General features: G+C 62.7%; 20 protein-coding genes. 8 read left to right on the top strand and 12 right to left on the bottom strand.

All coding sequences use genetic code 11. The annotated features are described in order from the left end of the window. Positions 1–2: 2 nt before the first annotated feature. The 3 genes from NET03_RS04425 to NET03_RS04415 all read right to left on the bottom strand — a co-directional run bounded on the left by NET03_RS04425 (position 3) and on the right by NET03_RS04415 (position 4,652). Entirely contained in the window at positions 3–1,508 is a 1,506-nt protein-coding gene (locus NET03_RS04425) for a prenyltransferase/squalene oxidase repeat-containing protein (protein ID WP_252127686.1), read from the bottom strand. 682 nt (positions 1,509–2,190) lie between these two features. Continuing rightward, positions 2,191–2,529 carry a LolA-like protein gene (locus tag NET03_RS04420; protein WP_252127685.1) on the bottom strand — a complete coding sequence of 113 codons (339 nt, stop codon included), beginning with the start codon at positions 2,527–2,529 and terminating at the stop codon, positions 2,191–2,193. An 836-nt stretch (positions 2,530–3,365) separates the two neighbouring features. Continuing rightward, complete coding sequence (locus NET03_RS04415; RefSeq protein WP_252127684.1) at positions 3,366–4,652, bottom strand: hydroxyacid-oxoacid transhydrogenase; 1,287 nt, start codon at positions 4,650–4,652, stop codon at positions 3,366–3,368. Positions 4,653–4,944: 292 nt separating this feature from the next. Here NET03_RS04415 and rlmD point away from each other — a divergent pair, with 292 nt between their 5' ends. The 7 genes from rlmD to pyrE all read left to right on the top strand — a co-directional run bounded on the left by rlmD (position 4,945) and on the right by pyrE (position 14,695). Then, entirely contained in the window at positions 4,945–6,159 is a 1,215-nt protein-coding gene (rlmD, locus tag NET03_RS04410; RefSeq protein WP_252127683.1) for a 23S rRNA (uracil(1939)-C(5))-methyltransferase RlmD, read from the top strand. Then, on the top strand, positions 6,156–6,776 hold the full coding sequence (locus tag NET03_RS04405) for a Maf family protein (protein ID WP_252127682.1): 621 nt from the start codon (positions 6,156–6,158) through the stop codon (positions 6,774–6,776). Before rlmD ends, NET03_RS04405 begins: the two co-directional genes overlap by 4 nt. A 272-nt stretch (positions 6,777–7,048) precedes the next feature. After that, positions 7,049–8,509: a dihydroorotase gene (locus NET03_RS04400; RefSeq protein ID WP_252127681.1), complete on the top strand. Its 1,461-nt coding sequence runs from the start codon at positions 7,049–7,051 to the stop codon at positions 8,507–8,509. After that, positions 8,418–9,569 (top strand): carbamoyl phosphate synthase small subunit, encoded by a 1,152-nt coding sequence (locus NET03_RS04395; protein ID WP_252127680.1) that lies wholly within the window; start codon positions 8,418–8,420, stop codon positions 9,567–9,569. Before NET03_RS04400 ends, NET03_RS04395 begins: the two co-directional genes overlap by 92 nt. A 2-nt stretch (positions 9,570–9,571) precedes the next feature. Continuing rightward, positions 9,572–12,811 (top strand): carbamoyl-phosphate synthase large subunit, encoded by a 3,240-nt coding sequence (gene carB / locus NET03_RS04390; RefSeq protein WP_252127679.1) that lies wholly within the window; start codon positions 9,572–9,574, stop codon positions 12,809–12,811. A 9-nt stretch (positions 12,812–12,820) separates the two neighbouring features. After that, positions 12,821–13,852 (top strand): calcium/proton exchanger, encoded by a 1,032-nt coding sequence (gene cax / locus NET03_RS04385; RefSeq protein ID WP_252127678.1) that lies wholly within the window; start codon positions 12,821–12,823, stop codon positions 13,850–13,852. Positions 13,853–14,077: 225 nt separating this feature from the next. After that, positions 14,078–14,695: an orotate phosphoribosyltransferase gene (pyrE, locus tag NET03_RS04380; RefSeq protein ID WP_252127677.1), complete on the top strand. Its 618-nt coding sequence runs from the start codon at positions 14,078–14,080 to the stop codon at positions 14,693–14,695. A gap of 891 nt (positions 14,696–15,586) precedes the next feature. On the opposite strand, the gene NET03_RS04375 is transcribed toward pyrE, so the two are convergent. Genes NET03_RS04375 through NET03_RS04365 form a run of 3 tightly spaced genes read right to left on the bottom strand, consistent with a single transcriptional unit; the run spans position 15,587 to position 17,866 of the window. Next, positions 15,587–16,435, bottom strand: coding sequence for a purine-nucleoside phosphorylase (locus NET03_RS04375; protein ID WP_252127676.1), 849 nt, complete (start codon positions 16,433–16,435; stop codon positions 15,587–15,589). After that, entirely contained in the window at positions 16,395–17,228 is an 834-nt protein-coding gene (gene recO / locus NET03_RS04370; RefSeq protein ID WP_252127675.1) for a DNA repair protein RecO, read from the bottom strand. The genes NET03_RS04375 and recO overlap by 41 nt, the downstream gene beginning before the upstream one ends. Continuing rightward, positions 17,225–17,866 (bottom strand): bifunctional 4-hydroxy-2-oxoglutarate aldolase/2-dehydro-3-deoxy-phosphogluconate aldolase, encoded by a 642-nt coding sequence (locus tag NET03_RS04365; protein WP_252127674.1) that lies wholly within the window; start codon positions 17,864–17,866, stop codon positions 17,225–17,227. The genes recO and NET03_RS04365 overlap by 4 nt, the downstream gene beginning before the upstream one ends. Positions 17,867–17,957: 91 nt before the next feature. On the opposite strand from NET03_RS04365, the gene NET03_RS04360 reads away from it, so the two are divergent. Next, positions 17,958–18,821: an NAD(+)/NADH kinase gene (locus NET03_RS04360; protein ID WP_252127673.1), complete on the top strand. Its 864-nt coding sequence runs from the start codon at positions 17,958–17,960 to the stop codon at positions 18,819–18,821. Here NET03_RS04360 and NET03_RS04355 read toward each other — a convergent pair. Genes NET03_RS04355 through recR form a run of 6 tightly spaced genes read right to left on the bottom strand, consistent with a single transcriptional unit; the run spans position 18,807 to position 23,797 of the window. After that, on the bottom strand, positions 18,807–19,433 hold the full coding sequence (locus NET03_RS04355) for a double zinc ribbon domain-containing protein (protein WP_252127672.1): 627 nt from the start codon (positions 19,431–19,433) through the stop codon (positions 18,807–18,809). The genes NET03_RS04360 and NET03_RS04355 overlap by 15 nt on opposite strands. A gap of 22 nt (positions 19,434–19,455) precedes the next feature. Further along, a complete protein-coding gene (locus NET03_RS04350) occupies positions 19,456–19,788 on the bottom strand; it encodes a cyclic-di-AMP receptor (RefSeq protein WP_353655783.1) in 333 nt (110 codons plus the stop codon). A gap of 5 nt (positions 19,789–19,793) precedes the next feature. Beyond that, positions 19,794–20,429: a dTMP kinase gene (tmk, locus tag NET03_RS04345; protein ID WP_252127670.1), complete on the bottom strand. Its 636-nt coding sequence runs from the start codon at positions 20,427–20,429 to the stop codon at positions 19,794–19,796. Next, on the bottom strand, positions 20,426–22,147 hold the full coding sequence (locus tag NET03_RS04340) for a R3H domain-containing nucleic acid-binding protein (protein WP_252127669.1): 1,722 nt from the start codon (positions 22,145–22,147) through the stop codon (positions 20,426–20,428). Before NET03_RS04340 ends, tmk begins: the two co-directional genes overlap by 4 nt. A gap of 34 nt (positions 22,148–22,181) precedes the next feature. After that, positions 22,182–23,162 (bottom strand): hypothetical protein, encoded by a 981-nt coding sequence (locus NET03_RS04335; protein WP_252127668.1) that lies wholly within the window; start codon positions 23,160–23,162, stop codon positions 22,182–22,184. Positions 23,163–23,185: 23 nt separating this feature from the next. Next, positions 23,186–23,797: a recombination mediator RecR gene (recR, locus tag NET03_RS04330; RefSeq protein WP_353655774.1), complete on the bottom strand. Its 612-nt coding sequence runs from the start codon at positions 23,795–23,797 to the stop codon at positions 23,186–23,188. Positions 23,798–23,825: the final 28 nt, after the last annotated feature.

Below are 23,825 nucleotides of genomic sequence, written 5' to 3'. Positions count from 1 at the left end.
TCTCACGAGCCTTCCTCGACGATCTCAGCGCCGAGCCGGGTGAGGAGCACATCGAACCGCTCTGGCCAGACACCTGGGTGCCATTCAAAGCGGGCTCGCTCAAAGTACTGAACGACCACGCCGTTCTCGACAAACTCTTCACTGAGCGGATAACCGAAGGCACTCAACCCACCGAAGTGCTCCCAGTAGGCACGGAAGCCAGCGCAAAGGTTGTGCTGTGTCTCAGCGAAGTAAACGCAGTCTGCTGATGCCTTCGGCTCGGCTGGTGCGAAGGCTTCCCGCGGTCGCGGTGGTGCCAATTCCGCACCGAGCCGACCGAGCAGTACGAGTTCACGCCCGTCGGGAAGACGGTGGAGCTCAAAGCGTGCCCGCTCGGTGTACTGGACGACGAGTCCGAGTGCCGGATCATAATAGGCGCGTGTCAACGGGTATCCGAAGTTCGGTAGTCCGCCGAGCTGCTCCCACGTCTCAAGAAATGGCCCGCAGAGACTCTGATCCGTCTCCGGGAAGAAGCGGCAACCCGGCTCTTCGGTCGTCAGAGGTGCTCGTGCCACAAGCGGTGGCCGCACCGTTCCGTGGAGCGGGAAGGGCTGCCGAGCGAGTGCTGGGATCCCTTGGACGGTGGCGAACAGATTGTCGTCAGCGGCATCGTCGCGCCAGCGGAGCGCACCGCTCGGATTAGCGAAACGCGCTAATGCGTCGAGCGCATACCGCCATGTCGGCGACTGCGGTTCCTCGCCAGCAGCAAGAAGCGCCTGGATGGCCAACGCGGTCGAGTTCGCATCGCCAACCAAGGTATCAGCTGGTTGATAGGCAAAGGAGCCATCGGATGCCTGCACACTGCGCAGGTACTGGAGAGCGCGTTGCACGGCTGGATGGTCAGCATGGCCGAGTGCTGCCAGTGCCTGGACAACAAGAGCAGTCGTGTTGGAGTCTCCAGTGCCTGGTTCTGTACTGCCGTTCCAAGCCCAGCTGCCGTCAGCAGCTTGGCGCTCCAGGATTCCGCCGATCGCAGCGTCTGGCACGCGAACACCAGCAGCGGAAAGTGCCAAGAGCACATACGCATTGCTGAAGAGTTGCTGGTCGTAGAGCCCCGTTGTTGGATCGAAGGCTTGCTCGAGTCGTCTGACCAGATCGACTCCACCGAAGGAGCGAGGATTCTGCCCTGACGCTTTTGCAGCGAGTACGAGTTTCGCTGCACCACCAGGGTGCTCAGCATATTGTGCTGCCACTGATTGGAGGTATTCGATGCTACTTCTGCCCTCTTCTTGTCGGACCTGCGCGGGGTTCATCCCCGCTGCTGCAAGAGCCAGGACTGCATCGACGGTGATTCCTGGGTCACTCTCACCACTGAAACCGGCGAAACCACCATCGGGCCGTTGCTGACTCAGCAGCCATTGGGTGGCTCCAGCCAAAGTTCGTGCAGCATCAAGTTGATGCGCTGAGACACCTGCCGTGGGTGCTAGTACCAGTATGAGCAGCACGAGAACCATGACGAAACGACGCATCTTTCCAACCCCCCTTCAAGCTGAGGTCGGCTCCGAACCGCACTCTTTGGCTTATCGGGAAAAACGGAAACAGCCCGCGCGGGGCGGGCTGCCGGTGGTTCACTGCGTTGAGGCACAGCAGATCACTGGCGTCCTCCCCCCTTAGCTCGAGGCGGGTCGGACACGGCGGCGACGGTAGACCTGGCTTCGCCACGCTACTTAGCGCGACGTCACAGTTGCGGCACAGCCCCGGACTTTCACCGGTGTTCCCCCGTGTGGACGAGCGGACCGAACCTATGCCCAGTCAGACGCTCGCACTCGCCGCCGTCTCGTACGTCCTGTCAAGGTGCACACACCGACCGATCGGCCTCTTCATCATTGTTGACCGTCAGACTACCCTTGTCAAGGTTGCGTCCGTGCCTGTCCTCGCAGTACACCCCGAGGGAGCTGGACCGTCCTGGTCGCCGACGCACGAGTACTGGCGCGCTGTCGACGTACTCGATCTCGCTGGGTCTCTACCAGCCTGGTCGCGGACGCGCTCCAACGCTGGTCGGAGCTCGGGCTCGCTAGACGAAGGGGACACAACTGTGGTCGGACATCCGATAGCGCTTGCGATCGACGAGTCAGAGCGTTTTCCGTTTGGGCGCTGTCCTGCTAGGCTCCCAGAGTTCGTTCGGTATCACTCGAATCACGAGGTGGGCGGTTAGATCCCAAACGGCTCGTTGTACCGGGAGTAACGCACGTCAACGCGACCATTGTTATCTTCCCAGACGAGTCGTCGTGGGAGATCGTCCGCGCCGACCCAGACAGTTGAGCGACCGCCCATTTGGGTGAACGCTGCCTGCCACACCTGTGTCTGCTCACCGTCCAAGGTTTCCTCTCCAACCAGTTGGAAGGTGGGTGTGCTGCCCGAGTCGTCGAGAATGCGGTCCTCGAAGACGAACGCCTGCGCGACAGATTCGTTCATCGTGCCGCTTGGTGCCTCCACCCAAGTGCCACCGAAGTGGAGCCAGAGTCGCTCACCGATAAGGATCATTTCCATTTCGGTCCCGTCAGGGAAGGAGATGCGTGCGCGAAGTCGATCAGGTTTCTCGAGGAGAAGGTGCATGTCCGAGAGCAACGCACCGGACGAGTCGTAGGATTGTCCGTGAATGGCAACACTCTGAATACCTTGTCAGGCCATGGCCCAGCGATCGCGGGGTGCTGTCTCCGGCTGGCTTGCAGTGGTTGGGGAGGGGACAGCCACAGTGGGCGCGGGCGGCACACTGGCGCGAGTGGGAGTCGGGAGTGACAGGGTCAGCGTTGGTCTTTCTGCCGCTGCCGTTGCGGCGGTAGCTGCGGTGATGGTCGGTGCGCTGGGCGCTGGTGACGGAGTTCCAGCCGGACTGCTGCAGGCTACCAGAATGAGGGCGGAAGTCGCCGCGAGGATAACGATCCATCTCCTGGGGTGAGCCATCGTGCGCCTCCCCTCGCCCGAGTGTCTGCGTTGTCTGCACCAAGGGGGTGCAGATGATCAAATGTACCACTCAGGGCAGGGCGATAACACCTCATGTCACGACTAGCCGTTGCTCTCAAGAAGCGTCCGCTGTGTCTTCTCGGCACTGTGCGGGCGCGTGCTGACGCGGTCCCCCATGCCAAGACTGCAAGCCGCGGTGAGTTCCAATGTCGCCGCGCAGTTCGGGCCAGTTGGCAAGATCCGAGACGGCCACACAACGTGATCCGCTCGTCTGCGGTGCTGAGGGCTGCCGCCGCAAAGCTGTTGTAGGGCAGGGGGTAGCCGGCCACACATGCATACCGCGCCGCTGAGAGAGGGGCTATCCCTGGGTGGTACAGGTGGACCAAGCATCGTGCGTGTCGAGCGTCCCTTTCAGGATGCCCTTACCAGTATCGCATCGCCTGGCGAAAGATTTCGGTCAGCGCACGCTCATCGACCGGTCGCGGGCTGTTGACCAGGATGCGCTGCTGAGCAAGCGTGCCCTCGACGAGTGCTGGAATGTCCTTTTCACTGAATCCGAGTTCTTCAAGACCGCTTGGCAAGCCCAGATCGCGCAGAAGCTGCAGGAGGGCCTCGGCGACAGCCTCGGCGGCGGCGCGCACCGGCATGCCGCGCGTATCGATCCCCAGCATCGCTGCGACCTCCGCGTGACGCTCTGGCCAGGAAACCGCCGTGAGGCGCAATGCGGCAGGCGCACCCACAACGACGGCGAGGCCGTGGGGGATCAGCGGTTCGTCGACATCGTAGTCCGGTGGGAAGAACTCACGAACCATCCCTGCGATTGGGTACGACATCGCATGCGGGATGTGCACACCCGCATTGCCGAAGCCGATCCCAGCTGTCAGGCTGGCCATCGCCATGAAGGTGCGCGCCTCCAAGTCAAGCGGCGCGAAGAAGGCCCGACGCAAATACTTCGCGCCCCAACGGATCGCCTGAGCGCTCCACAGGTCGGCAATCGGGTTGGATCCGATATACGCGGGCCGCTCTGCTGCGCTCGCTGGGCGTGGCCGGACATGATACGGTTTCGCGGTATAGGACTCGATCGCATGGCACAGGACATCCAGCCCAGCGAAGGCGGTGACCATTGGCGGGCAGGTGACGGTGTTGAGGGGGTCAACGATCGCGATCGTCGGCCGGATGTACCGGTGCGAGATCCCTGTCTTCAGCCGTCGCTCGGAAAGTTCCAGGGCAATCACTGCGGTCGTCTCGCTGCCTGTACCAGCAGTGGTCGGTAGGGCGATGTGAGGTGCCAAGGGACCCGGAACCGGAAGCCCCTTACCAATCGGCTTGTTGAGGTAGTCGAACAGGTCGGCTGGATACGTCGTGAAGAGGTTCATCGCTTTAGCCGTATCGATCGTGCTGCCGCCACCAAGCGACACATAGGCATCGGGGCGGATACGTTGCGCAAATTCGATCGCCTCGCGGAGCGAGCGGTCGGTGGGTTCGATGTGAACGCGGTCGAACATGGTGACTTCAGCCCCAGCGTCCCGAATTGCCGCTTCGACACGGTCTACCAGACCGTGACGCCGGAGCGCGGGATCGGCCACCAAGAGGACGCGCCGTGCACCGAGGCGGCGGAGCTCGTCCGTTACCTCTGCCGTTGCGCCTGGGCCGAAACGGAAGGGCACGAGATCCATCGCGATCACGGTTTGTGTCAATGGCTCGCTCATCATCACGGTCCTCTCAGTCATCCTCGCGTCGTGCGCGACCGATTCTCGAGGCCTTGGTTGCCAAGGTCAAGTATGCGGCCCGGCTGTGCGACGGAGGCGCTTTCCGTGAGGAGCGTCCCCAGAGTTCGCCAAGCGGGGCTGTGCCGTCTGCTACTTGGCTTGCTTTCTGCGGACAAGCTGGCTTTGGGGAATCGTGCTTGCGTACGGCTGCTGTCGGCAGAGGGACGAGCAGCGGACAAGGGCGTGGCAGTAACCGGCGCGGCCAGTACACTATCCCCGAAGGAGGTTCGCTATGGGAGAGTCGCTCCCGACACCGCGGACGCTCCGCACGATCGAGCTCCACCTTGAGGAGATGGCCTACCAGGGTGCAGCGATCGGCCGCGAAGACGGTCGCGTTGTCTTTGTCGAGTACGGGATCCCTGGTGAGGATGTGCTTGTTGCAATCGAGCGTGACCGTAAAGATCACGCCCTGGGACGGGTCGTCGAGGTACGCACGCCCTCGCCGGAGCGAGTCGACCCGCCGTGTCCGTACTTCGGCGTCTGCGGTGGGTGCCAGTGGCAGCACATCCGATACGAGCACCAGCTCGTTCTCAAGCAACACGTCGTTCGCCAGCAACTCCGGCGGATTGGCAAATTCGAGGATCCACCTGTTTCACCGACGATCCCCTCGCCGAGCCCCTACGGGTACCGCAACCACGCGCGGTTTTCGGTCGACGGAAAGGGTAACCTAGGCTACATCTCCCGGCCGGGACATGGTTACCGGTTTCTCCAGATCGCGCGTTGCCTCATTATGCATCCGAAGATCAACGAGGTGCTTGAGCGGCTGCAGGGGAAGGCACACGTCAAGCACCAGCTCATGGTCCGGTACGGTGTCAACACCGGCGATCTTCTTGTGCATCCGAACGTTCACGAGATTGATCCGGAACTTCCTTCGGGCCAGCCGTACTACCACGAAGCACTGCAAGGCTATCGCTTCCGCATCTCGGCAAGCTCGTTCTTCCAGACCAATACCGCGATCGCCGAGCGGTTGGTTGAGCTGGTGTTGGAGCGGATCGCCCCGACCGGTCGGGAGGTCGTTGTTGATGCCTATGCAGGGGTCGGGACGTTTGCTGCTTTCCTGGCGCCGCGTGTAGCACGTGTCATCGGAATCGAGGAGTCGCCCTCGGCTGTGGCAGATGCCCAAGTCAACCTCGACCCGTTCGACAATGTCGAGTACGTGATGGCGAAGGTCGAGCAGGTGCTGGGTAAGTTGGCCGTGCGGCCGGACGTGGTCATCCTCGACCCGCCGCGGGTTGGCTGTGCACCGGAGGCGATCACCGGCGTGCTCATACTGCGGCCACCGCGAATCGTCTACGTCTCTTGCGATCCGGCAACGCTGGCGCGTGACCTCCGGAAGCTGGTCGATGGCGGTTACCGTCTGGTCGACGTGACGCCGCTCGACATGTTCCCACAGACGTACCACATCGAGTCGGTTGCGACGCTTGAGCTGGCCGAGGGGCTGCCGTGACGCTCGTCCTCGCCTCCGCTTCGCCCCGGCGCCGCGAACTCCTGGCATGGCTTGGTGTGCCCTTTGAGATCGATCCAGCGGCGGTTGAGGAGCCGCTGCCGGAGCAGCACCCGCATCCGGAGCGTGTGGCGCGTGCCTTGGCGCGACACAAGGCGGCAGCGGTCGCTCAACGTCGGCCAGGGGACTGGGTGGTGGCCGCAGATACGGTCGTGGTGTTCCGTGGTCGCCTGCTCGGGAAGCCAGAGACAGCGGAGGAAGCCCGGGCGATGTTGCAGCTGCTGCGCGGTCGCTGGCACCGGGTGATCACGGGGGTGGCGGTTGCTCAGGGAACACGCTTGTGGGTGGATCACACCACGACCTGGGTGCGGATGCGTGCATACTCGGAGGCGGACATTGCGGCGAGCATTGCGCGGGGTGAGCCATTTGACAAGGCAGGCGGCTATGCCATTCAGGATCCGGATCTGCGGCCGGTCGCAGAGTGGCGGGGCTGCTACTGCAATGTGGTGGGGCTCTCGATCTGGTTGACCTGGCGGCTGCTGCGGCGAAGTGGGTGGGAGCTGCCACGGCCGGCCCAAATCCCCGACGTATGCCGAACCTGTCCACTGGCGTTCGCATAGGAATGCCTGCTCAGGGAGTCGCAGGAGGTTGTGTTCTGGTATTGCGTTTCGGTGGTGACGTTCCAACCCCAATGAGGCTTCATTTTCCCCACGTCATGGGGATTTGCGTATTGCCCTGATTTGATGCGAAGGGCGCTGTTGCACTTGGACGTTCGAACATTGTCTTGACACCACGAGCATGCTAGGGTACAATTTGTCCTTGAGTGCCGGAGAGAGGGCGTACGGACGCGACTTGGTGAGGCGTGCAGGGTAGCGGTAGTCCACAACCTCAGATGCGGCAGGCGAGCGGGCCTCTGGATTCAGCCCGAATCCAGAGGCCTTTTTTATGGGCTCCTGCACTCCTGCTCCGTGGTGGCCGCGTCATCGACCCGACACAGGGGCTCGATGAGCGTGCGGATGTGCTCATTCGTGACGGGAAGATCGTTGCGCTTGAGCCGCACCTCCCGATCCCGGATGACGCGCGAGTGATGGACGTGCAGGGGCTGATCGTCGCTCCGGCCTTCGTCGACGTGCACGTGCATCTTCGTGATCCAGGTTTTCCCGAGAAGGAGACGTTGGAGACAGGTGCTGCGGCAGCGGCAGCCGGTGGCTTTGCCACGATCTGCTGCATGCCCAACACGGATCCTCCACTGGACACTCCAGAACGCGTGCGTGACATTGTCGAACGGGCACGGGAGCTGCCGGTGCGCGTTTACCCCGTCGGGGCGATTTCGCGTGGTCGCCGGGGAGAGGAGTTAGCCGACCTCGTTGGGATGGCCGAGGCAGGCGCAGTTGGCTTTTCGGACGACGGTGACAGCACGCGGAGTGCACGAGTGCTACGGGCGGCGCTGGAGACGAGCCGTACGCTCGGGCGACCCATCATGGTGCACTGCGAAGAGTGGACGCTCGCGGCGGGTGGGGTGGTACACGAAGGGCCGATTGCCCAGCGACTTGGCCTCCCTGGGATCCCGGCCGCGGCGGAGGAGATCGTGCTGCTGCGCGATCTGGAACTGGCGCGCTTGACCGGTGGCTGGCTGCACGTCCTGCATCTGACGACAGCGCGAGGGCTCACCATGGTGCGGCGGGCGAAGCGTGATGGCGTGCGTGTGACGGTCGAGGTGACCCCGCACCATCTGTTGCTGACCGATGAGTGGGTGGCTGGGGTGCGGCGGTTTGCCGGTGAAGAGGAGGTCCAACGAGCTGGACCGTGTCCAGATCCGAACGCCAAGGTGAATCCACCCTTGCGGCCAGAAGAAGATGCGTTGGCTTTGCAGGCCGGCCTGCGCGACGGCACAATCGACCTCATTGCGACCGATCATGCGCCGCATCACCAGCAGGATAAGCCGAGCGATCTCCGTCGTGCCGCATTCGGCATGGTTGGCCTCGAGCTGGCACTTCCGCTCTTACTGCGCCTTGTCCGCGCTGGATCACTGACGCTCGGCGAACTGGTCGAGTTCCTTTCTTGTCAGCCAGCGCGACTGTTTGGCCTGCCAGGAGGAACACTCAGGCCGGGTTCCCCGGCCGATGTTGTGGTGTTCAATCCGGAGATTCGCTGGCAGGTCACGCGCGAGTCGCTGCGCTCGCGCAGCGCGAATACGCCACTCCTGGGACTCACACTGCACGGGCGCGTGCTCTTGACAATCGTCGGAGGGAAGGTGGTCTATGTCGATACGCACTTCGCGGACTGGTGCACTGGTCTTGGAGGACGGCCGGATCTTTCCGGGCACCCCGTTCGGGGCGCGCCGCAACGCTGAGGGCGAAGCCGTCTTCACCACTGTCATGACTGGCTATCAAGAGGTGGTCACTGACCCCTCTTTTTATGGGCAGATCGTCTGCATGACCTACCCACTGATCGGCAATTACGGTATCTGCGATGAGGATGAACAGTCACGGCGCCCCTGGGTGGCTGGGTTGGTGGTGCGCGAGTATTGCGACCAGCCGAGTCACTGGCGCGCGCAGGGCACGCTGGGCGAGTACCTGGAGGGCTGGGGGATCCCTGGACTCGCCGGGGTCGATACTCGGGCGCTCACTCGGCATCTGCGCCTGCACGGGACAATGCGGGCCGTACTGGTGAGCGACCGCACCGGCCTCTCAGACGAAGAGCTTTGCGAGATGGCGCGTCGTGCCTGGACACCAGACCGAGAAGATGTTGTGCCTGCTGTTCGAGGAGAGCGTGCGACCTTTGGCCCAGCGGATGCACCACACGTTGTCGTGATCGACTGCGGTGTGAAGCACAACATCCTTGCTTCACTTCGCCGGCGTGGTGTGCGACTGACTGTGCTTCCCTATGGTGCTCGGGCAGCTGAGGTGCTCGAACTCGATCCGGACGGGGTCGTGGTCTCACCTGGTCCGGGTGACCCAACGCAGGCCCGCCAAGCGGTTGAGACGGTGCGCGAGCTTGCGCACTCTGGCGTGCCATTCTTCGGCATCTGTCTTGGCCACCAGCTCGTTGCACTCGCGGCTGGTGCCAAGACGACCAAGCTCGTCTTCGGGCACCGCGGGGGGAACCATCCAGTGAAAGATCTCCTCACTGGTCGGGTCCGTATCACCTCGCAGAATCATGGCTACTGCGTCGAAGCAGCCAGTGTGCCGACCGAGCAGGGCTGGCTGGTCTGGATGGTGAACGTGAACGACGGGACGGTGGAAGGCCTCCGGCATCAGGAATTGCCAGTACTGAGCGTCCAGTTTCACCCGGAGGGAGCACCAGGGCCGCAAGACAGTCAGGACCTCTTTGATGCCTTCCTAGAACTGGTGCGGCAGCGCTGGCAGGCGCGCATGACGCAGCCAGTACTCCTCGCCGGAGAGGGGGTGTAAGGATGGCCCGCCGACCAATTGTTTCCAGCGTTCTTGTCATTGGCTCGGGACCGATCGTCATCGGCCAAGCAGCCGAGTTTGACTATTCCGGAAGCCAAGCTCTCCGGGCGTTGCGCGAGGAAGGAGTCCGCACCATCATCGTCAACTCCAACCCAGCGACCATCATGACCGACGAGGACATGGCTGATGCCGTCTACATCGAGCCGCTGACGGTCGAAGTACTCGAGCGGATCATCGCGCACGAGCGTCCAGAGGGGCTTTTGGCCACACTTGGCGGCCAGACGGGGCTGAACCTCGCCGTTGCGCTCGCTGAGGCGGGAGTGCTCGATCGGTACGGTGTGCGGCTCCTGGGGACGCCACTTGAGGCGATTCGCAAGGCGGAGGACCGGCAGCTCTTCAAGGACCTTCTCCTGGAGATCAACGAGCCGGTGCTGGAGAGTGTGACGGCCTACAGTGTCGACGAGGCGCTGCGCTTTGCCGAGGAAGTGCCACCCCCGCTTATTGTGCGGCCGGCCTTCACGCTCGGTGGGACAGGTGGCGGGATTGCCTTCACTCGTGAGGAACTCAGTGCCCTGGTCCAGCGTGGCCTCGCAGCGAGCCCTATCGGCCAGGTGCTTGTTGAACGGAGCCTTCTGGGGTGGAAAGAGATCGAGTATGAGGTGATGCGGGACGCGAACGATACCTGCATCACGGTCTGCAATATGGAAAACCTCGACCCCATGGGCGTGCACACCGGCGATAGCATCGTGGTTGCACCTTCACAGACGCTGAGCGACCGTGATTATCAAATGCTGCGCAGTGCCGCACTGAAAATCATTCGGGCCCTCGGCATTGTCGGCGGATGCAACATTCAGTTCGCACTCGATCCTCACTCTGACCAGTACTACGTCATCGAGGTCAACCCGCGGGTGAGTCGGAGCTCGGCCCTAGCCTCGAAAGCCACAGGTTACCCGATTGCCCGGATCGCGGCCAAGCTAGCGATTGGACGTACCCTTGATGAGTTGCCCAATCCGGTGACGGGGAAGACCATGGCCTCGTTTGAGCCAGCCCTGGACTACTGTGTGGTCAAGATTCCGCGCTGGCCCTTTGACAAATTCCGCCATGGCGATCGAACGCTGGGCTCACAGATGAAGGCGACTGGAGAGGTCATGGCCATTGACCGCTGCTTTGAGGCAGCGCTGCAGAAGGCAGTGCGTGGCCTTGATTCAGATCAGGCCGACTTACTGTGGGAAGATCCAACGTGGCAGGACGAGGAGGCTCTGAAGCGCGCGCTGCGGGTGCCGACCGATCTACGGCTCTGGGCGGTCGCTACTGCGGTTCGCCGCGGTTGGGACCCGGATGAGGTCAGCGCCCTCAGCGGGATCGATCCCTGGTTCGTTCGGGCAATCCAGCGAATTGTCGCTCTCGAAGCGCCCCTCGCCGGTGATGAACTCACACCGGATCTCCTCTGGGAGGCAAAGCGGCTTGGGTACGGTGACCGCACAATTGCTGTCCTGCGCGATACCACAGAGCAGGCGGTGCGGGAGCTCCGGTGGCGCTGGGGCATCGTGCCGGTTCACAAGCTCGTCGATACCTGCGCTGCCGAGTTTGCGGCCGAGACGCCGTACTTCTACGCCACCTATGAGGATGAGGATGAGGCGCCACCGCTCCCGCCTCCGAAGACGGTGGTGATCGGCGCGGGGCCGATCCGGATTGGACAGGGGATCGAATTTGATTACTGCAGTGTGAAAGCGGCACAGGCACTGCATCGGGCAGGTGTCGCAGCGATCATGCTGAACAACAACCCGGAGACGGTCTCGACCGATTTCGATGCTTCCGACCGGCTCTACGTCGTCCCGCTTGATGCCGAGTCAGTGCTGGATGTGCTGCTCCATGAGGCAGCTGGACGTCCCGACGCGGTTCCACCAGTCGTCGTGCAGTTCGGTGGGCAGACAGCGATTAACCTTGCTGGGGAACTCGCAGCGGCGGGGGTGCCGATTCTCGGCACTGATCAGGAGGCGATCGACATTGCAGAAGACCGGCGACGGTTCGAACGCTTCCTCCGAGAGCTGGGTATTCCGCAGCCACCGGGCGCTGGCGTGCTGAGCCTTGAGGAGGCACTCGCCGTGGCCGAGCGCATCGGGTATCCCGTGCTCGTTCGGCCGTCGTATGTCCTCGGTGGGCGAGCGATGGAGGTGGTGTACCGGCGCGAGCAGCTCGAACGATATTTGGCGACGTCAGGTGCTTTCGCCAGTGGCCGTCCGGTGCTGATCGACAAGTATCTCGGTGGAGTTGAGCTCGAGGTCGACGCACTCGCCGACGGGCGCGAGGTGTTGATCCCCGGAATCATGCAGCACATCGAGCGTGCAGGGGTGCACTCTGGGGATAGCTTTGCAGTGTACCCGGCTGTTGAGCTTCCGCACGAGCACGTCGTGACGCTTGTTCGCTATACCACCGAGATTGCGCTCGCGCTCGGCGTGCGAGGACTCATGAATATCCAGTTCGTGTTGCACGGGGGAACCATCTACGTCCTGGAAGTCAATCCGCGCGCCTCACGGACCATCCCCTTCTTGAGCAAGGTGACCGGAGTGCCGATGGTCGAGGTTGCGACGCGAATCCTGCTTGGCCAGACGCTCGCCGAGCAGGGGTATCGCGGTGGACTCTGGCCACGCCAGCCACTGGTGGCGGTGAAGGCGCCAGTCTTCTCCATGGCCAAGTTGCACGGTGTAGATGTGCAGCTCGGCCCAGAGATGAAGTCGACCGGTGAGGCGATGGGGATCGACCGCACGTTCGAGGCGGCTCTGGCCAAAGCGTTCTTGGCGGCCGGACTCGCAATCCCGCGCGGAGCTCCGGTCCTGCTCAGCCTCGCTGACGAGGACAAGCCGGCCGGCGTCGAACTCGCTCGCGCGTTGGCCGAGCTTGGTTACCCCATCGTTGCAACCGAAGGGACAGCAGCATATCTTCGTTCGCGTGGTGTCCCGGTTGAACTGGTGGTGCGCCACATTGGGCATGGGCATCCGGATGTCCTTGAAGTGATCCTTGATCGGACAGTACGCGGGGTGATCAACACGCCGGGACAGGACGAGGGGACCATCCAGGATGGCTTCCTGATCCGGCGTGCGGCGGTGGAGCGCGGCATGCCGTGTCTGACCTCGCTTGACACGGCACGGGCATTGGTGCGGGCGTTGCTCGGTTGTACGACGTACACGGTGCAACCGTTGCCCGCGTACCGCACTCGGGAAACGGTGTCGGCTCTTGCCTGAGGGGGACCGATGCGTTGGTGGGTCGCTGGACTCGTGCTCGTGCCGGTCGCCGTCGTCCTCGAGGTGTTGCATGCGCCACCGTTGGCTGTTCTGCTCACCTCGGCGGCGGCACTGGTACCCCTCGCCGCCTTGCTGGGTCGAGCGACTGAAGAGGTAGCAGCGCGCACTGGTCCTTTTGTTGGTGGTCTGCTCAATTCGACACTGGGGAACGCTGCGGAGTTGATCATTGCCCTGGCCGCGCTACGTGCTGGACTACACGAACTCGTCAAGGCATCGATCTCGGGATCCATTCTTGGAAACCTGCTACTCATCCTCGGGGCGAGTCTACTGGTTGGAGGGCTTCGTCACGGGCTCCAGCAGTTCAATGCGCACTTGGCCGGCATTAGCGCCACAATGATGACGCTCGCAGTGGTGCTGCTGCTCGTCCCCGGGCTTTTCACCCTGGGCCCCACACCGGTGCACGGCGCAGCGGTCGAGTGGATGAGTATTGGCCTTGCGGTCGTCCTTGCGGTGATCTACGTGCTGTACCTCGTGTACACGCTGCGAATGGGTGGCCCGGTGACCGAGCATGCGCATGCGACCTGGTCGTTGCCGCGCGCGATCGCCGTCCTGGCAGGTGCCACACTTGGCGTCGTGGTAATGAGCGAGGTGCTGGTCGGTGCAGTTGAGCCAGTGGTCGAGGCGACTGGCGTCTCCGAGTTCTTTCTCGGTGTCGTCCTGGTGCCACTCGTTGGGAACGTGGCCGAACACTTTGTTGCTGTCCAAGTGGCTGGCCGGAACCAGATGGACTTAAGTCTTGGGATCGCCTATGGGTCGAGTTTGCAAATCGCGCTTGTTGTGACGCCGGTGCTCATCTTCGCGAGTCTTGCGACGAGCCAGCCGATGTCCCTTGTCTTCAATGTTTACGAACTGGTCGCACTCTTGGGAGCGGCACTGGTCTCTTCGCTGATTGCCGTCGATGGCCGCTCACACTGGCTTGAAGGAGCGATGCTCTTGGCTGTTTATGCGGGGCTAGCGGTCGGCTTTTTCTTCCTTCCGTAACGGTGCGCTGCAGGTCGGCACCGGGAAGAGCGCTCAGGCCAGGTGCAACGAGGGATCTGGCTCCGCATCGGATCGTGTTGCTGGCCGTGTCATCAAGGATTGCGCGACGGCTGAAGGGCGCACGCCTGCGCGCTTGTGCGAGGAGCAGGACGGCAGAGGTGCTATAGGGCGTCCGCTCGGTTGATCCCGCCGGAAGACGGAAGCATTGAAGCGGAGGTGTGGCTGGTGTCTGTGTTAGCCGACGAAGGAACGACGAAGAAGCTCATGAGTCTGCTCGGCGAGGTTGGTGCGTTACTGGACGGTCACTTCCTCCTCGCGTCAGGGCGGCATAGCGACCGCTATGTGGAGAAGTTCGCGTTGTTACGCTGGCCACGACGGGTGGAGGAAGTCTGCCGCGAGCTCCTTGCCCGGTTACCCTGGAGCAGCATCGAGGCGGTAGTCGGACCGACTACTGGCGGTATTCTGCTCGCGTTCGAGTGTGCACGCCAGTTGGGTGTGCAAGCGGCCTATGCCGAGCGAGAGGCCGAGGGAAGCGCGCGCCGGGTCATCCGCCGCGGAACCCGTTTCGTCCCGGGAACGCGTGTGCTTGTGATCGACGATGTGCTTACAACGGGCGGCTCGGTGCGTGAGACACTGCGTGCGCTCGCCGAACACCCCGTCGAGGTCGTCGGTGTGGCGGTCCTCGTTGACCGCTCAATCGAGCCGGTGGACGTTGGAGTTCCGCTGGTTGCGCTGTTGCGGCTGGAGATTTCAAGCTGGTTGCCTGCAGATTGCCCGCTTTGCAAGGAAGGAATTCCACTTGTGAAACCGGGAACCACTGCGCAGGGGCTAGCCGAGGAGTAACCACTGCGACCGTCCAGTGGATCATGGTTGTCGTCAGGAGGACCAGCGGTACTCGCGTGGCGCACCTCCTCGGTGCGTGTCCCACTCCGTCCGGGTTGGGTGAGTCGGACAGTACAGGAGACGCGTCACCAATCACCCAGAGATGGCGCTGATCTCACTCTGAGGAGCAGCGGCTGCGGATCATCAGTGACTCCCTCATGTGGTGAGACGTCTCCTGTACATCGTTCCGACGTGGGTGACGCACTGGCCCGTTGGTGTGATGCTCGACGCACCAGGCCGCAAGGAAGTTGCCTCCGTGCGCTCACAGCCAGCGGCATGCAGGCCGCCTCAACGAGTAAAGGTTGACGTTCCTGGGCCTGTGCCTAGCGTGCCGATGACCGGTCACCGACCACGGGTGATCCTGAGCGCACCTGAATGGTTCGCCCTGCACACGAAAAGTTATGGGTACTGCCACTCCAGGGCTCGACCGGAGTGGATCGTTCATCACGTGAAAACCCATCGGGACAATCCGGTGTGCTAAGACTCTGGCTTGGAGATTTGTCGCACCCGTGATCGGGGCGGTGTGACCAGCGCGTGCTCGCCGAGGTCAACGATGCTGCACGCTTGTAGTCGGAAAAGTTGACGCGTTTGCCTGCTGGAAGAGACGATGCGTGAAAGGAACGCTTCGGGACTCGGGGGAGGCCGAGCGGCCGAAACGGTGGGAGGCACGGGAGTTGTCCATTCAGCTGTGGTCTCTGCCGCCTCATGGCACTGCCTGACTGTCTTTCGGGAAGGACGTCATCGGGCGGCAGCGTACCCATCCAGTAGGCACCGGTGCTGAACGAGGCTCGGTCACGGGGAGCCGGGCGGAAGGGGGGACTCAGCGCCCAGGGTCCTCCGATTTCGTTTTGCTCATCCTTCGAGGGTCGCCAGCAGTGGGAGAATCGCCTCGAGCAGGGCGAAGAGTTGTGGGCGCGCTCGTTCGCCGACCGCCGCCACTTCTTCGTGTGTGGGAATGTGGGGCTCATCCGGGATCGCTCGGTTGGTGACGACAGAGATCGCCAGTACCCGCAGACCGAGCGCCCGTGCCATGATCACTTCTGGTACCGTCGACATCCCGACGAGGTCAGCACCAGCCAAGCGTAGCCACCGGAGCTCAGCCGCCGTCTCAAACGTCGGGCCTGCGACCATCGCATATGTACCCTCGCCGAGCATGAGTCCGCGTTCCTCGGCCACGCGGCGCACTGCAGCTCGAAGTTTTGGATCGTACGCATCACGGAGACTGAAAAAGCGAACGAGCCCGGGAGGTGGGATCAGCGGATGTTGTCCTGCCAACCCGGGTAGGAAGAGGTGATCGTGAATCAGCACGAGGTCCCCAGGCTGATACGCCGGATGAAGTCCTCCGGCCGCATTCGTCAGTACGACGCACCGTACCGGCAGGTGTGCCAACATGACGATTGGGCTTGCGACCGCTGTCGCGGAAAGCCCTTGGTAGAGGTGATATCGCCCGAGGCAGAACCACGTTGCAACATTCTGCCAGTGAGCCAAGACCAGTTCGCGGGTATGCCCGGCGACCGTGACTGCCGTGATCCCGGTCACCTCGTCGAGTGGGACACGCGCGACGACGCGCGCGTTCTCCGGTAACCCTCCGAGTCCCGACCCCAGAACCACAAAGACGGTCGGTTCCACGCCATATTGCCGGGCAAGTTCTTGGGCACGCTCAGCCGCCCGTTCCTGAGCGGGGTGCAGCAGGACGCTCATCGCTTGCTCCTCGCTGCTCGAGGATCGTCGCCACCGTCGCCGAGGGAAGTGGTCCGCCGATATGCGCCTCCAGTGTGGCACGGAGGACAGCCTCGAGTTGGGTCCGTAAGGACTGGCTTAACGTTCGGTTTGCCACCTCGCGCCACTGGTCGGCGAGGAGTAATCGCAGTGCCTTGACCGTCCCCACGCTCACAGGAATCTCGTTCGCGGTACTGCCAATGCACTCTGCGCAAAGTACCCCGCCCTGATCTGGAGCGTACGCGAGTGATCCGGGTATAAGGCGTCTGCTGCAGCGTGGGCAGACCGAGAGTTCTGGCTGGTAGCCCAGCAGAACCAGGAGACGCATCTCAAAGCGCCGAACGATCGCAAAGGAGTCGGTGCAGTCGGCCAGCGCGCGGAGACAGTCAACCAGGAGGTCATACAACGCCGGCTGCGGGTCGGCGTCGACTGTCGCGCGATCGGTGAGATCGGCGAGGTACCCCGCCCAGCCGGCTCGCCATGGCTCGTGACGAAGGCCAATAAACGACTCGAGCAGTTGTGCTTGTGTCACCACGTCGAGCTCGCGACCGCGTGCCAGCAGCACCTGTGTCCGGGTAAAGAGATCCAGATGCCCGCCGAGGCGGCTAATTGGGCGACGTACTCCCTTGGCGACCACCCGCAGTTTGCCAAGCTCGCGGGTAAAAAGCGTTAAGATACGATCCGCCTCGCCGAGATCTCGTCGTCGCAGGACGACTGCTTCGGCTCGGACCAGGCGGATTCGGCGATGGTCGAGTGCGTTTCCGTCTTGGCTCATGTCCGAAGACCCTCTCCGCCGGAACGGGCGACGAGTTCGGCCCACTGGCGTGCGCGCTCGCGAAGACCGACCCAATCACGCGCGGCGACCAGCCTCCGATCAACCAGGTGGCTACCGACCGCGACCGCCACAGCACCAGCGGCAAGGAAGGCAGGCGCGGTCTCCAGCGTGACACCTCCCGACGGGATGAGCTTTACCTGGGGGAGCGGTGCGAGCACATCCTTGAAGTAGCTTGGACCAGCGAGGCTGGCTGGGTTGACTTTAATGTAATCAGCGCCCCACTCCCATGCCGTCAAGATCTCGGTTGGTGTGAAAGCCCCGATGACGCTCGGCACCGAGTAGCGGCGGCAGATCTCGATCGTCTCGCGCCGTAGAGTGGGGGTGACGATGAACTGTGCGCCAGCCAGCATTGCCTGCCGCGCTGTTTCTGCATCGAGCACTGTCCCCGCTCCGACAAGACAGGTTCCCTCAAAGCGACGCCGCACCTCTTCAATCGCGCGGCCGGCTTCTCGATTCGTGTAGGTGAACTCAAGTACCCGGACACCCCCTTCAAGGAGTGCTCCCGTGAGTTCGGTCGCGCAGCTGAGATCGTCTAAACGCACAACAGCGATGAGTCGATAGGTTTCAATCCAGTACACTCGTCGTTTCCTTTCCCTCAAGTACCATTCGGATGGATGTCCGCCCGGTGCTCAGTGTACCGGTTCCGAGCCGGGAGGGGGAGCGACCGAGATGGCCCGACGTTTTGGAGTAATCGCGGCGCATGGCAAGCCAGAAGCAGCGCTCCTCGCGCGGGAGATCCGCGACTGGCTCGTTGCTCGGGGTTGTGACGTTGCGGACGAGGAAGTACTCGCCCAGTCCTGGCGAGACCGCGAGGTTGTCATTGCGATTGGCGGTGATGGCCTGATTATGCGTGTTGCGCATGCCTACCCTGAAGTACCGATTCTGGGCATCAATGTGGGGCGGGTGGGCTTCCTAGCCTTGGTTGAACGAGAGGATTGGGAACGTGCGCTGACCGATCTGATCAGTGACCATTATCACGTCCAAGAGGGACCGACACTCGCGGTTCAACTTGAGCGGAACGGTGCAGTGATCGTGGAGGCCTGGGCGATCAACGACGTGGTCGTCCGCGCCGGATTCCAACTGATCGAGCTGGAGCTCTACATTGATGGCCAATTTGTCAACACCTATCCGGGTGATGGCATGATCGTGGCCACTCCACAGGGCAGTACCGCGTACTGTATGGCAGCTGGTGGCCCAGTTCTGACGGCAGGGGTACACGGATTCGCGGTCACGCCCATCTGCCCTCATTCTCCGATCCGCATCGCGCTTGTGGTTCCGGAGCAGGCGACGATCGAGCAGGTGTATCTGAGTGACCGGGAGGCGCGCCTTATCATCGATGGTGATCCCGTGCTTGCGTTGCAACGTGGGGACCTCATTCGGGTCACGCGCGGCACACAGCTCTTTCGCCTCGTGATCCTGTCTGGCACGAACTTCTACGAAGCCTTCCGAAGCAAGTTCAACTTCCAAATCCGTCCCGAGGCGCAGCCGAGTCGTGGAAATGACCGTGCCGCATCCCAGTCACGCGCGCGGTAGCTGGTCGGTCTCTGGCTCCGCTCGTGCCTCGCTGCGCGACCAGCCTGGAGGAAGCGTGGACGCTGGCTCCTCTGGAAGAGACGATTCTGTCCGATGTTCACGGAGCGGCACGGTGCGTCCCAACGCTCGCTGAACCGCTTCAAGCGGTGACCGTCGTTCGCGGACAACGAACTCCGGTTCCTCACTTGGTTGCGCTGCGCCGCAGTATGGGCAGTGTGGCCAGTCCAAGCTCAGAAGCCGTCCGCAACTGACACAGAGCTGCTTGAGAGCGGTGCGACAATAGGGGCAGAACTGGAACTCCTCCTGCACCGGTCGGCGGCAGGATGGACAGCGGTCGGTCGCCTCCAAATCCTGAATCAAATACTCCTCTTCCAGGGCGCGTTCATATTGCTCTTCAAGCGTCTCACGTGGCCGCATGAGCAAGTAGAGGACAACTCCAGGAACCGAGAAGAGAACGACTAGGAGGGTCGCAAAAATCTGCGCGATGACGCTCCGGGTTCGCGTCTGGATATCCTGAAACGTCCAGACGACGAGAGCAAACCAGAGTGCAAGATAGTACGCGCCACCAAGCGCGAGGAGAAGGTGCACTGCTTGCGCGATCAACTGCTCCACCGCGTGACCTCACCCTCCTGTTCTAGGGAATGCGCTCGAACCGTTCGACAGGAACGACGAAGACGTTGGCCCCACCCACCTCAACCTCAATGGGCTGTGGGACAAAGAACTCACCCGACTCAACGATCGGTAACAGCGGGTTGACATACTGCGTTCTCGTATAGCAGTTCGCTTTGATGATGCGCAAGACTTGTTCCAGTCGTGTGGCTTCCACACCGATCAGCACGGTGACGTTCTGCTCGCGAAGGAAACCGCCGGTACTGCTGATGCGCGTGGCGCGGAAGCCCTCTTGCTGCAGGGCATGAAGGAGCTTGTCAGCATCCCGCGCCTGTACCACTGCGATGACGAGCTTCATCGAGCTCATCGGCCCGTCCGTTTCCTCTGCTCCAAGAACTCCGCAACCGCTACCCAGACGGCCTCAGCCACCGTTTCCGGTGCCTTCGTTGCGTCAATGACCCGCCAGCGGGTCGGCTCGCGCTGTGCCGCCGTGTGGTACCAGGCTCGGACCCGTTCGTGAAAACTCGTCAGCTCGCTGTCCAAACGTGTCAATGTCTCACCGGCTGCCCGACGACGTGCCAAGCCAAGTTCGACCGGCACGTCAAGCAACACGGTCAAGTCCGGCCACAGGTCTCCGGTCGCGACGCGGTGGAGCTCGCGCAACCAGCGCTCATCCAACCCGCGACCTGCCCCCTGGTAGGCCAGCGTCGAATCCACGTAGCGGTCGCACAAGACGATCGTGCCACGCGCAAGGGCCGGACGGATGCGTTCCCACGCATGCTCGGCGCGCGCAGCGGTGAACAGGAGCGCCTCCGTTTCGGCGCGCAACGTGTTCCTGCCCAGTAACCATTCTCGGATGGCCTCGCCAAGTGGCGTTCCGCCGGGTTCGCGAGTGACCAAACAGTCGTACCCTTGGTCACGCAACCGGGTCGCCAGTGCGTGACACTGTGTTGTCTTCCCAGCGCCCTCTGGCCCCTCGAAGGTGATAAACCAACTCACCAGCCCTCGTCCTCGCGATAGATTTCCACCCGGCGGAATGGTTCGCGTCCGCGGCTGCGCGAGGCGAGGTTGTAGCGCTCAGCGAGCTGGTGCTGCAGACGGCGGATCCAGGCTTCTTGGGGACGGAGTTCGACCCGGTCGCGTGTTCCCTGCAGGACTTGGTGCGCTGCCGCTTCGGCCTCGTACATCGCCGCCGCGATGCGGTCCTGCGGTGCAAAGGAGCCGTCCCCATCATCCGTCTCTTCCGTGTCGGTTTGCTCGATGAAGTGATCCGGGAACAGCGAACGGAAGAGATTCGCCATCTGCTGTGCTGTGTTGCTGCGCAGCACATACACCGGAACGCCCCGCTGCTCCGCCTCGCGTAGCACTTGCGGCCGCTTCCGGAAGTAGTTCTTTAGCGTCACGACTGCATCCGCTTCCCGCGGTGAACGCACGAGTTCCACCGGAAGTACAAGTTGGTGGATCACTTGCTCGAGGCGATTGCGACTGACGCCGAACGGAAAGAGCCGCATAGTCCGCCGGGACGACTCAGCAGTGACCGCAGGCAGAGAAGCTGACGGTACGGGTGCAGTCGTCGGTCGGCTAGGCGGCTGTGCACCTGGGATCCGCTGGTAGGTGCGTCGCGGTCCTGAGGGTAGCATCGAACGCTCTGCGCGGTGCTCCTGTCCGTACAGTTCCTCGTACCAGATCGACACCGTGCCATCGGGATTCCGCTCGCGGATTTCCACCCGCAGTGGCTGGTTGCGCAGGATTGCGTCGACCGCTGCCGCGACGTCGCGATGCACGGCCACCCGGTTGCGCGACTGGATTTCGACGAGGACTCCGAACGTTGGTGGAGCCTTGCGCTCGAGGATCGACTTTTGCGTCCCGCGTCGCCGCGCTTCCTCATCGCTCAGGGTGACTGACTGGATTCCGCCAATGAGATCAGAGAGCGTCGGATTCATCATAATGTTCTCGAGCGTGTTGCCATGCGCGGTACCAATCAGCTGGACACCACGCTCAGCGATCGTCCGAGCGGCAGCCGCCTCCAGTTCCGTGCCGATTTCGTCGATGACAATCACCTCCGGCATGTGGTTTTCCACCGCTTCGATCATGACCGCATGCTGGAGGCTCGGCGTTGGTACCTGCATTCGGCGCGCGCGTCCGATCGCCGGATGAGGGATGTCGCCGTCTCCGGCGATTTCATTACTGGTGTCCACAACGATGACCCGCTTGCGCAAGTCATCGGCCAATACCCGGGCCGTCTCACGCAGCATCGTCGTCTTCCCGACGCCGGGTCGCCCAAGCAACAAGATGCTCTCGCCGGACTCAATCAAGTCGCGAATAATAGTGACGGTCCCGTAGACCGCGCGCCCGATCCGGCAAGTAAGCCCGACGATCTCACCAGAGCGGGAGCGAATCGCGGAGATGCGATGGAGTGTCCGCTCGATCCCAGCACGGTTATCGTCCCCGAAGCGCCCGATCCGTGAGGCGACGTACGCGATATCCTCACGCGTCACCTCTCGTTCGGCGAGGTAGACCTCGCGATCCTCGAACCGGGCCTCCGGACGACGGCCGAGGTCGAGGACGATCTCCAGCAACTTCGCCCGGTCCTCCGGGTTGTTGTATTGCTGGAGCGCTTCGACGATATCAGGAGGCAAGACCGCGAGCAGATCCTCAAGATTGTCAGTGATGGTCTGCTCCGGCGCTGCTGGAACAATTGTTGTGAGCTTCGTCACGGTTCGCGTACTCGTCCTCCTCTTTCATCGATTTTCAGTGTGATGTCGCGCGTTCGACGACGGCGACCTTTGGGCGCTCACGCCGGTAGAACGCGCGCCGCGCGTCAGCCACAGCGGCAAGACGTGCTGCATCGGTTGCCAGGGTCCCCACTCGGACCCGTCGAACGGTATAGCGTGCGAGCCAGACTCTCCTCTCGTGTGTCCGAAATCCCGCGCGCTCGAACGCGGCGAGCATGCAGGGAGTCTCCTCGGGAAGTACAAGCAGAACCTGGTCCTGCGGCCTTGCGCTCTGCCCAATCGCATAGCACACCAAACCGACTGCATCGTCTGCCGCATCATCCGACGCGAGTACCTCAACGAGATGCCATTGACCGCGTGAGCGCACACGACAATAGGCTGTTGTCTCCTGCCCATTCGAGAGCAAAAATCCTCGCACCCGCCATCCAGCGCGCCGACCGACCTGCCACGTCGCACGGTTTCGTGCCTCCGCATACTGCACCGGTCGCGGCGTGAGCCGCTCGTAGAGCCGTTGCACCTCCCATGCGTCGACCGCCTCTTGCACACGAATCATCCCCTTCGGGGGGGCGTGACGCCCTTCGGCCGTTGTCGCGAGCAGGACAACGCGCCGAAACGGGGTGAATCCGGCTCGCTGCCACCACTCCAGCACGTCTGGGTGCTCCGCGACGAGTGTGTGCAGGCGGATCACTCCACGCGCGCCCGCTTCTCGGGCGATCCGATCGAGGAGCTCGCGACCGCCATCCGTGACACCGGCCTGGGTGACCAGCCGGACGATGAACCAGTGGTCGCGCCCCGGTTCGGCGACAACTTGGGCAAAGGCGAGTGACCGCTGGTGACTGACGAAGACTCGGTTTCCCACCCCACCGAATGCACTGCCGAGAACGCTCCACAGCAACCAGGGCCGGAACGCGTGCGGCAAGTTGACAAGGTCGTAACCTTTGATCGCGAGTTGACCCGGCCGATCACCCGTTGCCCGTTGAGGCCACCGCCACAGCACGCCGGGTCCTCCTCCTTGTCCTCTCAGAGCGCGCGTCGTCCAGCGAGCGCGCGACCAAGCGTCACTTCGTCTGCATACTCGAGGTCGCCACCGACCGGGAGACCGCTTGCTGGACGTGTCACTGTTACTCCCAGCGGGATGAGCTGACGTGCCAGGTACATTGCTGTCGCATCTCCCTCAATATTCGGGTTCAGCGCCAGGATAACCTCGTTGGGGCGCTCATCCCGCACGCGCTGCACGAGCTCCCGGATACGCAGGCGCTCCGGCCCGATTCCGTCCACCGGCGAGATGACGCCGTGCAGCACATGATAGACCCCGTCATACGCACCGGTCCGCTCGAGCGCGAGCACATCCAGCGGATCCTCGACCACACAGATCGTCTGCTGGTCCCGCGTTGGGTCGGAGCAGATCGGACAAGGATCCACATCTGACAAATTGAAGCAGCGCGAGCACAGCTGGACGCGCTCCTTCACCTCAACGATGGCCTGCGCGAGTGCCAATGCCTCCTCGCGCGGGCTACGCAGCAGGTGATACGCCAACCGTGATGCGGTCTTTGGACCGATTCCGGGAAGTTTGGCAAGTTCCTCGATGAGCCGAGCAATCGGCTCGGCCGGACCCCGTGCGCGCACAGTCACCTCAGTCGCCGTCCGGCAAAACGCGCGT

The organism is Thermomicrobium sp. CFH 73360 (assembly GCF_023806465.1).
GTDB lineage: Bacteria > Chloroflexota > Chloroflexia > Thermomicrobiales > Thermomicrobiaceae > Thermomicrobium.
The sequence above is the reverse complement of the archived record's forward strand: the minus strand, read 5'-3'. Positions and strand labels throughout refer to the sequence as shown.